Origin of the sequence: Flavobacterium daemonense (assembly GCF_007341385.1) — a bacterium.
GTDB classification, from domain to species: Bacteria; Bacteroidota; Bacteroidia; order Flavobacteriales; family Flavobacteriaceae; genus Flavobacterium; species Flavobacterium daemonense.
In genome coordinates, this window is record NZ_VJYD01000002.1 from 375,027 (window position 1) to 390,145 (window position 15,119).

Annotated in this window: 13 protein-coding genes; 2 read left to right on the forward strand and 11 right to left on the reverse strand. The window is 33.6% G+C overall.

All coding sequences use genetic code 11. The annotated features are described in order from the left end of the window. Positions 1 to 20 precede the first annotated feature (20 nt). On the reverse strand, positions 21 to 1,004 hold the full coding sequence (locus tag FND99_RS03975) for a UDP-glucuronic acid decarboxylase family protein (RefSeq protein WP_144336682.1): 984 nt from the start codon (positions 1,002 to 1,004) through the stop codon (positions 21 to 23). A gap of 185 nt (positions 1,005 to 1,189) precedes the next feature. Between FND99_RS03975 and FND99_RS03980 the strand changes: the two genes are divergently transcribed. After that, positions 1,190 to 2,266 (forward strand): glycosyltransferase, encoded by a 1,077-nt coding sequence (locus tag FND99_RS03980; protein WP_144336683.1) that lies wholly within the window; start codon positions 1,190 to 1,192, stop codon positions 2,264 to 2,266. Here FND99_RS03980 and FND99_RS03985 read toward each other — a convergent pair. The 9 genes from FND99_RS03985 to FND99_RS04025 all read right to left on the reverse strand — a co-directional run bounded on the left by FND99_RS03985 (position 2,235) and on the right by FND99_RS04025 (position 12,344). Beyond that, complete coding sequence (locus FND99_RS03985) at positions 2,235 to 3,371, reverse strand: O-antigen ligase family protein (protein WP_246074165.1); 1,137 nt, start codon at positions 3,369 to 3,371, stop codon at positions 2,235 to 2,237. The two genes, FND99_RS03980 and FND99_RS03985, sit on opposite strands and share 32 nt — an antisense overlap. 139 nt (positions 3,372 to 3,510) lie before the next feature. Continuing rightward, on the reverse strand, positions 3,511 to 4,575 hold the full coding sequence (locus FND99_RS03990; protein WP_144336685.1) for a hypothetical protein: 1,065 nt from the start codon (positions 4,573 to 4,575) through the stop codon (positions 3,511 to 3,513). A gap of 15 nt (positions 4,576 to 4,590) precedes the next feature. Then, the gene (locus tag FND99_RS03995) at positions 4,591 to 5,610 is read right to left on the reverse strand and encodes a glycosyltransferase family 2 protein (protein ID WP_144336686.1); all 1,020 of its coding nucleotides are present in this window, start codon (positions 5,608 to 5,610) and stop codon (positions 4,591 to 4,593) included. 11 nt (positions 5,611 to 5,621) lie between these two features. Then, positions 5,622 to 6,926, reverse strand: coding sequence for an MATE family efflux transporter (locus tag FND99_RS04000; protein WP_144336687.1), 1,305 nt, complete (start codon positions 6,924 to 6,926; stop codon positions 5,622 to 5,624). Positions 6,927 to 6,931: 5 nt separating this feature from the next. Further along, positions 6,932 to 7,909, reverse strand: a complete 978-nt coding sequence (locus FND99_RS04005; RefSeq protein ID WP_144336688.1) for a hypothetical protein — start codon at positions 7,907 to 7,909, stop codon at positions 6,932 to 6,934. Positions 7,910 to 7,917: 8 nt separating this feature from the next. Next, positions 7,918 to 9,597 carry a DUF6909 family protein gene (locus tag FND99_RS04010; protein WP_144336689.1) on the reverse strand — a complete coding sequence of 560 codons (1,680 nt, stop codon included), beginning with the start codon at positions 9,595 to 9,597 and terminating at the stop codon, positions 7,918 to 7,920. Between the two features lie 75 nt (positions 9,598 to 9,672). Next, positions 9,673 to 10,278 carry a transposase gene (locus FND99_RS04015; protein WP_144336690.1) on the reverse strand — a complete coding sequence of 202 codons (606 nt, stop codon included), beginning with the start codon at positions 10,276 to 10,278 and terminating at the stop codon, positions 9,673 to 9,675. Between the two features lie 69 nt (positions 10,279 to 10,347). Next, entirely contained in the window at positions 10,348 to 11,832 is a 1,485-nt protein-coding gene (locus FND99_RS04020) for a GH3 auxin-responsive promoter family protein (RefSeq protein WP_144336691.1), read from the reverse strand. A gap of 11 nt (positions 11,833 to 11,843) precedes the next feature. Then, positions 11,844 to 12,344: a peptidase gene (locus FND99_RS04025; protein WP_144336692.1), complete on the reverse strand. Its 501-nt coding sequence runs from the start codon at positions 12,342 to 12,344 to the stop codon at positions 11,844 to 11,846. Positions 12,345 to 12,553: 209 nt separating this feature from the next. On the opposite strand from FND99_RS04025, the gene FND99_RS04030 reads away from it, so the two are divergent. Next, on the forward strand, positions 12,554 to 12,730 hold the full coding sequence (locus tag FND99_RS04030; RefSeq protein ID WP_144336693.1) for a Sec-independent protein translocase subunit TatA/TatB: 177 nt from the start codon (positions 12,554 to 12,556) through the stop codon (positions 12,728 to 12,730). Between the two features lie 212 nt (positions 12,731 to 12,942). Here the strand turns inward: FND99_RS04030 and FND99_RS04035 are convergent, their stop codons facing one another. Next, positions 12,943 to 15,066, reverse strand: coding sequence for a Tex family protein (locus FND99_RS04035; protein WP_144336694.1), 2,124 nt, complete (start codon positions 15,064 to 15,066; stop codon positions 12,943 to 12,945). Between the last annotated feature and the right edge of the window lie 53 nt (positions 15,067 to 15,119).

Here is a 15,119-nt window from a genome sequence, read left to right on the forward strand (position 1 = left end):
TTTCAGAAACTTATCGTTCCTTATTTTATATAACTTGAAAAGTCTTTGTGTTCTTCTTTTGAAAGTTCTTCTGGAGATAACGATTTGAAATACTCATAAGTAATTTTCATTCCTTCTGCACGACTTACTTTTGCTTCCCAACCTAATAATTCTTTTGCTTTTGTAGTGTCTGGCTGACGTTGCAACGGATCATTTATTGGCAACGGGTGATAAACCACTTTCTGATTTGTTCCTGTTAATTTAATGATTTCTTCAGCAAAATCTTTAATTGTGATTTCATCTGGATTTCCAATATTTACTGGATACACATAATCAGAATGCAATAATCTGAAAATACCTTCTACTTGATCATCAACATAACAGAAAGAACGTGTCTGCATTCCATCTCCAAAAATCGTTAAATCTTCTCCACGCAAAGCTTGTCCTATAAAAGCCGGAATAACACGTCCGTCGTTCAATCGCATTCTTGGTCCGTAAGTATTAAAAATACGCACAATTCTGGTCTCTACGCCGTGAAAAGTGTGATAGGCCATTGTGATTGATTCCTGAAAACGTTTTGCTTCATCATAAACGCCACGTGGGCCAATTGTGTTTACGTTTCCGTAATATTCTTCGGTTTGTGGATGAACCAGCGGATCGCCATAAACTTCAGAAGTTGAAGCAATCAAAATTCTTGCTTTTTTAACACGTGCCAATCCTAATAAATTATGCGTTCCTAATGATCCAACTTTTAAAGTCTGAATTGGAATTTTTAAATAATCTATTGGGCTTGCCGGCGAGGCAAAATGCAATATGTAATCTAAATCACCTGGAATATGAACAAACTTGGTGATATCGTGATGATAAAATTCGAAGTTTTCTAACTTAAATAAATGCTCAATATTTTTAAGATCTCCCGTAATCAGGTTATCCATTCCAATAACAAAATAGCCTTCTTTAATAAATCGGTCACATAAATGCGAGCCTAAAAATCCTGCTGCTCCGGTAATAAGTATTCTTTTCATAATTGATTTTATTGAACATTTCTGAGTCTTATTTTTACAGTAAAAACCCAAGATAGACGCACAAATGTACTAAAATATCTTTCCTTTCAAATGAGACTTCAAATCATATCTTAAAAGAAGTTTATTGATTTGAGATAAATATTAAACTCATTTCTCTATTTTTACCCACAAATAAATCCACGATTTTGAAAGTTGTACATATAATTGAGGCGCTCGGCGGTGGCGTTTATACCTATTTTAGAGATTTATCGACTTTCTTTGGAGATGATGAAATAGCCAAAAACATAGAAACCACGATTATTTATAGTGGCAACCGAAAAGAAATTGATCCTCAAAAAATAAAATCTGAGTTTTCAGATGGCGTTAAGCTCATCCACATCAATATGGTTCGGGATCTTTCGCCTTTTCAAGATTTAAGATCAGTGTACAACTTGGTCAAAGAACTTAAAAAAATCAATCCTGATATTATTCACCTCCATTCTTCAAAAGCTGGGGTTTTGGGACGAATTGCTTATTTTTTCCTATTTAAAAAAAAGAAAGTCTTTTATACACCTCACGGTTATTCGTTTTTACGAACTGATATTTCTAAAACTGCGAGAAGCATTTATTGGGGAATCGAAAAGAATTTCCAACGCTTTTTTGGCGGAACCATTGTTGCCTGTGGCGATACAGAACAGGAAATTGCAAAACAAATTGGCCCGGCAAAATTAGTCCGAAACGGAATTGACATAGAAAATATTCAAGAACATTTCGCACCTCATCAAAATGAAAAATTAACGATTGGGATTATGGCCAGAATTACGGCAGCAAGAAATCCCGAAATGTTTAATCAAATTGCATTAAAGTTTCCCGATTTTAATTTTGTATGGATTGGCGATGGCGAATTAGGACCTTTAATTACCGCTCCAAATATCAGAATTACAGGCTGGATTTTAGACCGAAGTGCCGTTTTAAAAGAATTGAACAATATTGATATTTATATGCAGATTTCACTTTGGGAAGGTTTGCCAATTGCTGTTCTTGAAGCAATGGCGCTGCAAAAACCTATTATTGCAACGAATATTATTGGCAATAAAGATGCTGTTCTTCACGCAAAAACGGGTTTCCTTTTTAATGATATTTCCGAATTAAATCAATATTTTGAAATTTTGAAAGACGAAGAAACGAGATTGCAATTTGGTCAAAATGCCTTAGAAAGATGTCGTGATTTATTCGATAAAAATAAAAATTTTAAACAGCTTGTTTCGCTTTATCAAGAGTAAATTTTTGCTGCAGCCAATAACTTGCGAATATTGACGACCATAATCCGCTGAAGGCGATTCCGTCAAAGCTCAGCAAAAAATCATCGACTACATTTGAGGTGAAAAAAATCAGGAAAAACGAAAGTATCATCGCGTTTTTCAAATCGTAGCCCAAATAACCAATCGTAAAAATATAAAGTGCTGCAACAAGAGGTCCTAGAATTCCAAACTTTAATAAAAAATCTAAAAATTGATTGTGCGTCGGGAATTCATATTTTGCCAAAAATTGCTGATTTGTCACTTTATAATATTTATTCAATTCTGGTTTTCCATCTGATGCTCCAACGCCAAAAGGAAGATTTTTTAAAGACAATTCCCAAGCCGATTTCCAGATGGAAAGTCGTGTTACAAGCGAGTTAAAAACCTTAATTTCTGGATGATCGATTTCGTCTAATTTGCCCACTTTGTCCATATAAGCAAAAGTTACCGACGAATATTTTTCTTTCATATAAGGATTCTTCTGAACGAATAGAAACAAAATTCCGCCCAATAAAACAACGATCGCGATACCGGTTAAAACAATCTTTTTCAAATTGAATTTTGATCGGATTTCGTAAAAGAAAACAATCAAAAATCCAGCTAAAACATTGAACAGCGCCATTCTCGTATTTACTAAAAGCACAAAGAAAAACGAAGCAAGAAAAACCCCTAGATTTATAATTTTCAAGCCTATTTTCTGCTGATTTTTAAAGCTTTCAAATACAAAATACAACGCACAAACCGTTACAAAAGCCAAATGCATATTCAAGGCAGGTGCATGAATACCAATGCTATCAGCAAACTTATACCCCATTTCCCATAAATCAATTCGATTTAAATATTTAGTCACCAAATCAGGAAATACATTAATAAACCTAATCATGAAAAAAAACATAATTGCTGTGGTTGCAATTACATAATTTTCAATGATTTTAAGAAATTTGACGCGCTGATAATTTCCAATTACAAACAATGGAAAAACGACTAGCGATGTGCTTTTTTCAATTGCTTTTAATCCTTTTGCAAAGGAATCATTGTTCCAAAAAAGCAAAAGTTCTAACAAAACTGGCGATGCAATACAAGCCATTAAAACTAACTGGATTTTAGAATACTTCAGCTTTTTGATAAAAATCAAATTGAACGCCGCAAACAAAATAATCAGCAAGGAACATGGCTTTCTAAAAATCATTGCAATAGCAATGAGACATAAAAAAACATGAAATATTTTATTGAAGTTCTTTTCGGAAATATTCATAGTATAAAGCAAAATAAATTAAAGGAAAAATGCCGATTTTATGCCGAATTGCCGAACCTAAATCGGGTTCAAAAACGCCCTGAAGAATAAAAAACGAAAATAAAATAAACATGATCAAAAGCTCGTAACGGTACTTTTTTCGGTCTTTTAAACATTTAGAAAATCGGACAAGCAAAATATAAAACACTAAAAGCTGCCAAATAACAAACACAATAATTTGTGGCGAAAGAATATATTTTAAACCATTCAAAGGCAAGTTTACCGTGAAAAACCCATAAAAAATCCCAATCATTTCGCCATACCAAGTATCTGTTTTTACAGGCGAAATGATCATCGAATTGGCATCTGAAGAAGCCATTCGGGCATTGTTTATCACTTCCCTGCTGATTTCAGAAAAATATTTTCCTTTTAAAATACCGTAACTCAATGACAGAAAAACAGCAATCAGCAATCCGTAAAAAATAGTGCTGATAGTTTTATTTTTAAAATTAATGAAACTGATCAAATACATACCGCCGCCAACAACTGGAATCAAAGCAAAATAAGGGCGATAAAGCGCTCCAAAAACAATTAAAAGAACTGCACTAATGAATATTGTTTTTTGGAACGAAAACCGCTCATTTCGGCACAACAAAACAATTACAGCAATAAATAAATAGGTTATGAATTCTTTTGAAGGCATTGAAATGAAAATCGCAATCATAAAAAAGCCCAGATAAACCAAAATATTCTTGATATTCAGTTTTTCAAAATTATCCGGAATTCCTATTTTATATAAAATATAAATCAAGATAGGAAACTGAATTAATGCAATTATGGGAAAAGGCAGATGCCTGAAACCAATTATTTTATAAAACAAAATCGTTAGCGGATAACTCCCGAAATACCCAATTTCATTGTATTTGTCATAAATTATGATAGCCGAATCGTAGAAAAATTTTGGAGGCAAAACAAAAAAAGCCAAAAAAGCCACAACTAAATTAGCTGAAGCAATAAGCAAAAATGCTGCAGTACTTTTTTTGATTAATAATTGCATTTTTCTGGTTCTAATTTATTTTGAAGCTCGGTATTTTTTATTCCATCTTCTTTTTATTCGGTAACCATTCAAAAAGAAAATCAATGTTTTAAAGGTCAAAAATCGATAAAATTTCATCACTTTATCTATTTTTATATTGCGTCCTTTTTTAAGAAGATATTTCCAGGAAACTAAGTCATTCCAAATCTGCTTTTGTGTCGCATCAGACAAAACATAAAAATCTTTCAGAATTACTACGTAATTGCATGCCCAATAATTTTCTATGGCTTTGTTTACTATTTCTGAATTCGTTTTCTCGGCTTCCAATCCTTCTTTTACCATTTCATAAACATCTTCAATATGTTTTGCGCTTACTGTTGTGGTGATAGAGCCTTGGCGCGCTTGGCGATATACATAAAATGATTTCGGATAAATACTGAAAGTCTTAAGATAATGCATCAATTTTCCGCACCACTCAATATCTTCTGATTTTCTTCCGACAGGAAAAAACAATTCATTTTCAACTAAAATTGATCTTTTGATTACTTTATCCCAAGCCGAAGCAACGTATAAATCATGATAAACTAAATTTAAAATTTCGTCTTCAAAATTTCCATTTTTATTTTTTATAAATCGCTGATTGTATTTGCAGTGTGAATCATTTTCCGTAAAAAATCGGCTTTCTTCATGAATGATAATATCCGGATTTCGTTGAGAAATTAAATTACTCAAATCTTCTAAAACTTCTTTTTCTTGCCAATAATCATCGCTGTCTGTAAAAATAACATATTCGCCTTTTGCTGCTTTTAAACCTGTATTTCTGGCATCAGACAAACCACCATTTTCTTTGTTTACTAATTTTATTTGATGGAAATTCTGCTGGTATTTTTGACAGATTTCTAGTGAAGAATCGGTAGATCCATCATTGACTAAAATTAGTTCAAAATCAGAAAAAGTCTGGCACAAAATACTGTCCAAACATTGCGGCAAATAATCCTCAACGTTGTAAACGGGAACAATAATGCTGAAAAGCAATTTATTTTTCTCAATGTTCATTGCACAGTTTTTTAATGCAGAAATACTTTTATTTTATCCTTTCGATAAATGACAATTGCCGAAACGAGATTCCAGAAAAAAGAGCTCGCAACAAACGCAATTGCTCCGCCGGTCATTCCATAAATTGGGATCAAAAATCGGTTTAAAACAAAATTTATTGCAACCGCGATCAATAAAATAATCTGAAAAAGATGCTGTCTTCCACTCATATTCAAATAAACAGAAGCGGTGCCAAATGCCGAACAAATGCCTTGGCCAATAATTAAAATTAAAAATGCCTGTTGTGCCACAACATACTGATGACCGAAAATTGACAAAATATCTTCTGAAAAATAACTGATCAGCAAAATAACCGGAAAAGTTATTTTGAAAATCAATCGCGCACTATTTCTTGAAACTTCTCTTAATTCTGCAATTTTATGACCCGCAAATAATTCTGCAATTTTAGCCGAAACGGTAATATTGATACTCACAATTATGATCGAAATAATCGTCATAATCTTAACACCAACCGAATAAAAAGCAACCGTTTCATCGTTTCTATATTTTTTCAGAAACATGATATCAAAACACATTAATAAAAACAACGCCATTGCGCTAATCGCAATTGGGTATGATTTTAAAAATATTTCTTTATGCGAAAAGTTATCAGGCGTTTTTAATACTGTATTTTTTCGGAAATAAATAAAAACAAAAGCGGAACTCAAAAGCGCCAAAAAAACAAATCCCAACAAAAAAACGTCAACTAAATAATCTTGTTTATGACAATAAAATAAAAGTATTGAGCCAATAATCAGCGGAATATATTTAATGATATTTCGGAATAATTCGGCAACATATAATTTATCCAATGCTCTGAAAACCTCGGTGTTCAAAATCGATAATCCCGAGAAAAACAACGCTAAAGTTCCTTTTAAAAGAATGGAATATACGGCAGAATCTGAAAAATAATTGTTAATTGTTTCTTTGCTGATAATTGCGATTATAAGCAGCACTAACAAAGAGGTACCAAAAAGCATCACAACCATTTTAGCATAGATATTTTTTAGCTTTTCCAGCTCGTTTTGGCTTGCCAGTTTTCCTTTAAAATAGATAATCGACTGATCAAAACCAAGCAGGCACATACTCCCGATGGATAATAAAAAAGAGCGCACAAAATCATATTGCCCAACTAATTTTGGACTATAAGTTTTAGTCAAGAAAACCGTAAATCCAAACAAAAGCAATGCTCCAAAAACACGCAAAGATAGGGTTCCAAAACTTTGCTTTAAAAATGGATTCTTTGAAATTTTTTCAAAAATAGAATTGGCTTTCAATGCTTTTAAAGTTGACTTGCTTGTGAAAGAGCAAGCTGTTTGTGGTAAAATTTTCCGAACATGCTAACCAAAACAAAAATAAAAATAAAGAAAAGTGGCAACCAGATTTTAAAATTTCCGTTCACGACTTTGTTTTCATTTATATTAAGTGTCGAATTGATTTCTTTAATTGTTTTGTCAGAACTAATTAATCTGATTTTGTTTTTTCCTTGTTCCAAAATCAGTTTTTGTTTCGTCTTTAAAATGTCATTCAATTGCAAATTTTCATTATAATAAACCACTTTATCACTTTTTGCCGTACTTGAAAGTCCTTTTAAAACTTGATCAATCTGTGAAATAATGGTATCATTTTGTGCAATTTGGCGTTCTAGATTTTTATATCCAATTTTTTGCGCCGCATCAAAATAGGCTGAATTATTCAAAAATTTTAATAACGGTTCTACAACATCTTTTTCGCTTATTTCTTGATTTGAAGTAAAAGTAATGGTGTGAAAAGTATAATTTTTACTGGTAACATTATCTTCAAGAACCTTTTTTACGTCGCCAACCTCAGCCATTAACTTAATCAGTTCAAGGTTTTGCTCTTTGTCTTCAACAAATTTGTAAACATCTGCAACTGGTTTAATTTCAATTCTTTTAATGGCAACTCGGTTGGAATTTCCAAAAACTTGGTGCAGAAAATCAACGTCTCCGGCAACAATTTTAGACTGAATCAAATCGATTTTGGAATATAAATAATCAACGCTTTCAAAATTTGGCGTTACAACTACTTGATTTTGAAACGATTTTTTATTAGAATCCAAATAAAATCCGAGCGCAATTCCGGCTACAGCCAAAATCAGAATCGCAATCCAGTTTCGGATAAAAAACTGAATCGCTCTAAAAATAGATCTATTAATACGGTCAAAAAAACCGCCTATGCTTTTTGAAAGCTGAAAAATATCTATTTCCTGATCTGTATTTTGGGGTACATTTGTACTCATGTATTGCTTTATTTTACGTTGAAAATTTGTTCCAAAATTTTAATGGTAATCAAATAAGTTGGTTTTACTCCTGTTGTTCCTAAACCGCCCGAAGCCAATGTACTTCCTGTTTCCAAAGGATTATCAGACGCATAATATGCATAACGCACTTTAATATCATGCGGAACACTTTTTCTGATTTTTGATGCCGACTGGATGGCTTTTTGGTAATAAGAACCTTCCATTTCAAGACCAATTACGCCCCAAGTCGATTCATGGAAAAATTTCAATAAATCTCTATTTTGCAACGAAGTTCCAAGAACGGTTACCATTGCACCTTCATAAACATCGATGTCATTTCCTCTAAACATATCGCCGGTTAATTCATTTTCGAAGAAATAATTATCCGCCGTTCCTTCGTTGATATGTGCCGATGGAATCATGATATCGCCTTTTCCGCCTTCCAGAATTCCAGCTTTACCCATAATCGAAACCGATTTTACATTCAGCAAAGTTTCTTTTTTATAAGGTTTCAAAAGCTCATCGATGGTTTCATATGCTTGCTCTCCAAAAGCGTAATCCATTACAATAATTACAGGTTTTTCTTCACCAACATTTGCATTTGTAAAGGCTGTTTTAGACCAGTCAATTTTGGCTGTGTCAAAAATCTGAACGTCGATATTTGTTCCTGAACAATCTGGAAATGAAATCATTCCGTTTTTTAAAGCCAATTCTTCAACCTGTTTTCTGATCTCTTTTGAACCTGAACTGCTCAACTCTTCATAAATATGAAAATCACTTTTTCCTTTATATTTTGAAGTCAATAACGGCGTTGCAAAAATCGAGTTCATCACACTATGCATATTCGCACTGATCACATGAATTGGGCGTTTTAAAAGATCATTTGCTTTTAAAACTTCCTTGATGTTTGTTGCCCAGATTTCTCCGTGAATATGATGTCCTAAGCGCTCGCGCAAAACCGGACTAAATGTTATTGTTCGTTTATTATTCTCAACAATTTCTTCGATCGCCAATTTTCCTAACCAATAAATTACGTGTAAAAAACGATCTGGCGCATTTTCTGAACCAAAAGCGTCATAAATATCCAAAACTTCTTCAAAAGTTCTGGCTAAAATATTGGCAACGTGCGAAATTGCTTTTTCTTTTTCAATCTGCGATAGCTTTTTCGTCTGGGTAACGGCTTGCTCTAATTTTAGCCAGTCGCGTGAAACTTCTCCACCATCGTCAATTAAAACTCTGTTTTTGATTTTGTGCGATTCGATGAAAATGAAGGTCAAATGCGTCAGAATATCATAAATGTCTGAACGTCCGCGCGTGATTTCGACATTCATTTGTTCTTCGTCGATTCGGTAACAATTTCTTCTTCTTTTTGGAGGAACTATTGGCTGAAAATGTGATTTTGAATAGCCTTCGTCTGAAGTTAAATTGATAAATCGACATTGCTCAATTCCGATAGGAAGACGCTCTATAACGTATAAAAGTCCGTTTAGTTCTACTTTTTCCTCGGCAATATTTCCATATATTTCAGGGCGCAATGCCAATAATGATTCACGTAAACTATCGCCAGAAACTCCCATTGGTTTATAAAAACCACGGTTGAATAAATGGCGCATTGTAATGTACATTTTTTCTATAGCCGCAGATGATTCCTGCGCTCTTGATCTTGATATATGTTTGGTTTCTTTCATGCTATTTTATTTTGTAAAATCAAATTTAAACAAATACAAGGCATACCTTGTATCTCCAATATTATTTTTTAAAAATCATTTTGATTTTTCGCCTGTTTTAAATTTATCTTTTCCCCAATTTTCCGGATTTGAAACAATATAATCAGAAATTCTTTGATAATCATTATTGGTTCTGATGATATTATCGTAAAATAATTTTTGCCATTGATGCGGATAACCTAATCTATTAGCATGCTTGGTTACCGCAGATTTATACGACCCAACAATTGACGAAATGGTGTTTTTGCCAATATTTTGAAATCGTTGTGATCCAGAATTTTCTTGTTCAGACCGTTGAGACAGGGCATGCCCTGTCTGTACAATATTGGCGTCAATTACGAAATCCAAATCAATATTATTCGATTGTTTATCGATAATCAAAATTCCGTGAATATGATTTGGCATGACCACAAAATCACCCAATTCAACGTTTTTATGGTGTGTCGGAATTTGATGCCACAATAGATCGGCAATAATACCTGTCGCAGACAAAATCATTTTATTATTTTGAATTTCTCCAAAATGATGTTTTCTGTCTTGTGTGCAAATTGTTATAAAATAGGCTCCATTCCAGCCATAATCCCACCATTGCGCTCTTATTGATGAAATGCGATATTTATTTTGAAATTTTTCTTTATTCATATAACTTAATGCTTCAATCTTTTTTATTCATTAAAAAAGAGGCATTAACTTACAAATATAAATATTTTCCTACTTTAAATTATCTGCAATCTTTCTATCATTTGACAATCTCGGAATTTTATTCTGACCTCCTAATTTTCCCTGCGATTTCATGTATTCCTGAAATCCGTTTTTTGAAACTTTGGTAATCACTACTTTCTGCAACACATTTCCGGTAATTAAATCGTCGTAATAAATGTTTTGTTTTCGCATCGAATCATCAATAGCTTGCGCAAAAATTTCGATGCTATCCGGTTCTCTTTCAAACTCTATTAACCATTCATGATACGGCAATCCGCTTGACGGCGTGATTTGTGGCGCAACTGTAAATTCGTTAATTACGATATTCGTTCCGGCGGTTGCTTCTTTCATTGCGTTTTCAACCTCATTCGCAATTACGTGTTCTCCAAAAGCCGAAATATAATGTTTGATACGCCCTGAAACTATGACACGATACGGCGCCAAACAAGTAAACTGAACAGTATCACCAATATTATAACCCCAAAGTCCAGCATTTGTAGAAACAATTAAAGCATAATTGACACCCAATTCCACTTCGCCGATTGTATAACGTTTTGCATTTTCGGTAAAGAATTCATCGGCTTTAATGAATTCGTAGAAAATTCCAGAATTCAACAGCAAAAGCATTCCCTTTTCATTTTGAGAATCCTGATAAGCAAAAAAACCTTCTGAAGCTGGAAAGAGCTCAATACTATCCACTTTTTTGCCAATCATTTGTTCAAACTTCGCGCGATATGGCTCATAATTAACGCCTCCGTAAATAAACAAATTAAAGTTTTTGAAGATTTCGCTAATTTTTTTTCCGCCACTTTTTTGCTGTAAACGCTCAAAATACATTTGCACCCAAGACGGAATTCCAGAAATCACCGACATATCTTCTTCTATCGTTTCATCGACAATCGCGTTTACTTTAGTTTCCCAATCGTCAATACAATTGGTTTCCCACGAAGGCATTCGGTTTTTTTGTAGATATTTCGGAACAAAATGCGCTACAATTCCAGAAAGTCTTCCAAATTTAATTCCGTGTTTTTCGGTTAAAATTGGACTTCCTTGCAGGAAAATCATTTTTCCGTCAACAAAATCGGCTTTTCCAGTTTCGTTGATATAATGCAGAATCGCATTTCGAGCCGCTTCAACATGAAAAGGCATTGATTCTTTGGTCAGCGGAATATATTTGGCACCAGAAGTTGTTCCCGAAGTTTTAGCAAAATAAATCGGTTTTCCTTTCCAAAGAATATCTGCTTGACCAATTTTGACTTTTTCAATATAGCCTTTCAAATCTTCGTAATCCCGAATCGGAACATTCTTTTGAAAATCTTCAATTGTTTTTATGCTTCCAAAATGATGATCTTTTCCAAATTCAGTTTCTTTGGCATTTTGGATCAAATTTTTAAAAACTTCCAATTGTGTTGCAACCGGTTTATTTGACCAAGCCTGAGTTTGATTGTATATTTTTCGCGCAAAAATTTTTGCTGCTATCGATTTAATTGACATTTGATGTGGTATTATTTTTTGTCGCTTTTCTTTTTCTTGGTTTTGTTTTCGCCCGACTCTTTTTCTGTCTTTGCTACTTCTTCCCTAAGTTTAATTTCTTCTTCGGTAGCTTTCATGTTTACTTCTGAAGGTTCGTCGACTTCAGCCAAAATCGAGTCTTTATTAAATTTCGCATATTCCAATTCCCCTTTCAAAACTTTTTGAACGCCATGCAAATAGGCCTCATTTTTCTTTAAAGCCGTTTCTAGTGAATCTGATTTAATGGCTAATTTAGTCGCATTTCTTTTTAATTCAGTCGATGAATAACCCGGAATAAACTCGCGTAAAGGCGTAAATGCAATAATAAAAGTGGTGACCAAAATTAAAAATATTCCTCCTAAAGTAATCGTTACAAAAACATTCATTAAAGTGAGCCGGAAAGAAAAAATCTCTTCAAAAGTATTTTCATTCAAAATTACCAAACGGTTTTTAACGAATAATTTTTTTCTGAAATCAAATTTTTTCTTAGTCATTTTGAATGATTATATGAGCAAATATAGCAATTAATAATATTGATGGCGGTGGAGAAAAAACGCCGAATACCGTAATTTTATTATTTTATAAAATATTTAACGCGGTAAGAAACAAATATTTTAATCCAAAAACTCTTGTTGTTCGTATATTCTATATACCTTTGCGGTGAAAACGAAAATCAATTTGCTTCGGCATTAATTATACAATCATGGGAAGATTAGGTCTTACAGAAATCCTTGTTATAGTAGGTATTGTGATATTACTTTTTGGAGGTAAAAAAATTCCAGAATTAATGAAAGGTTTAGGAAGCGGTATTAAAGAATTTAAAAACGCTGCTAAAGACGATCAACCTGCACCTTCTAAAAAAGAAGAAGAAGAGAAATAAGAAATTCAAACGTATTAAAAATCCCAGATTACAAATTTGTAGTCTGGGATTTTTTTGTTTTTATAATAAAGCTTAACGCATAGTTTTGTCATTTCGAGCGAAGGGAGAAATCACACAAGTATTTACGCGAAGCGAATCGCCAATCTTTGTCGAGTTTCTAGTGTGATTTCTCCCTTCGGTCGAAATGACAAGATTGTGGAAGTTTGTAGTTTCTACAATACCATTGTCAACTGAATTCTCTTTCTATCTTCATCAACCTCAGTAACTTTAACCTCAACATGTTGATGCAATTTCACCACTTCGTTTACATCGCTCACAAATCCAGCTTTCAATTGCGAAATATGAACCAGTCCGCTTTCTTTGATTCCGATGTCAACGAAACACCCGAAGTTGGTGATGTTATTCACAATTCCTGGTAAAATCATTCCGATTTTTACATCTTTAATCGATTTTACATTTGCATCAAACTCAAAAACCTTAGCCGACTTTCTTGGGTCTAATCCTGGCTTTTCAAGCTCTTTTATGATGTCTTTAAGCGTTAGTAAACCAATTTCTGGTGTAACATATTTTTCTGGCTTAATAAGCGCTGTTTTTTCTTTGTTTGCAATTAAATCATTCAGAGAAATATTCAAATCTTTCGCCATCTTTTCAACAACCGGATAAGCCTCAGGATGTACCGCCGAATTATCCAGCGGGTTTTTAGCATTTGTAATTCTGATAAACGCCGCTCCTTGTTGATACGCTTTATCACCTAAACGTGGCACTTTTTTCAACTGTTTTCTGTCTTCAAAAGGTCCGTTTTCAGAACGATATTGTACAATGTTTTCAGCCAACTTCTCTCCTATTCCACTCACATAACTTAGCAAATGTTTACTTGCTGTGTTGATATTAATTCCGACTGAGTTCACGCAACGAATAACCGTGCTGTCCAATTCTTCTTTTAATTTAGTTTGGTCAACATCATGCTGATATTGTCCAACGCCAATTGCTTTCGGGTCAATTTTAACCAATTCGGCCAAAGGATCTGAAAGTCGTCTTCCGATAGAAACTGAACCACGAACCGTTACATCATAATTTGGAAATTCTTCTCGCGCAATTTTTGATGCCGAATAAACCGAAGCTCCAGCCTCAGAAACGATAAAAACCTGAACTGGTTTGTCGAACGCGATTTTTTTTATGAAAAATTCCGTTTCACGAGAAGCTGTTCCGTTACCAATAGAAATCGCATCAATTTGATACGCATTTACCATCGAACGAATTTTTTTAATCGCCATTGATTCCTCGTTTTGAGGGGCGTGCGGATAAATCGTTTCGTTGTATAACAAATCGCCTTTTTCATCCAAACAAACTACTTTACAACCGCTTCTAAATCCTGGATCGATTGCCAAAATTCGTTTTTCGCCCAAAGGTGGTGCCAATAATAACTGTCCTAAATTGTTAGCAAAAACCTGAATTGAGTTCGCATCTGCCTTAGCTTTTGCTTCTTGCAGAGTTTCATTTCCAATTGCCGGATTCAATAAACGTTTGTAACTATCCTCAATCGCTAATTGCAAATGAGCAGTTGTATTATTTTGTTTTTTAATGATGATTTCGTCAATAACGTCATACGCATCGTCGATATCAACATCGATTTTCATTTTTATAAAACCTTCGTTTTCGGCACGAAGCATCGCTAATAAACGGTGTGCCGGCGCTTTTGTCAAAGGTTCTTCCCAGTCAAAATATTGATTGAATTTTTGAGCACCTTCTTCTTCGGCTTTCTTTTTAACCACTTTTGTAGCGATAGTTGCTTTTCGCTGAAATAATCTTCGAAGCTGTTTACGAACGTAAATATTTTCGTTGATCCATTCGGCTACAATATCTCTTGCACCCTGAATTGCTGCTTCTTCGTTAACAACATTTTCATTAATATATTGTGTTGAAAGGAAATCAATATCGGCATCACTTTCAGACATAATCAATTTTGCCAATGGTTCTAAACCAAATTCACGAGCAACATCCGCTTTTGTTTTTTTCTTCTTTTTGTATGGAAGGTAAAAATCTTCAATTTCTTGTAAATCAAAACTATCTTCAATTTTTTTCTTCAATTCTGGCGTAAGCGCTTTTTGTTCTTCAATCGATTTTAGAACGGCTTCTTTACGTTTTATAAGCGTATCATAATCTTTTTGAAGTTTCGCAATTAGCTCAATTACAGTTTCATCAAGATTTCCTGTACTGTCTTTTCGGTAACGCGAAATAAACGGAATTGTACAATCTTCTTCTAATAATTTTACTGTGTTTTGAATACTGATTGCTGGCGCCTGTACAGATTTGGCAATAAATTGAATATTAGTCATACTTTTAATGAAATAAATTCTTAATTATAAATTAGTCTAATTTACTTGTTAAA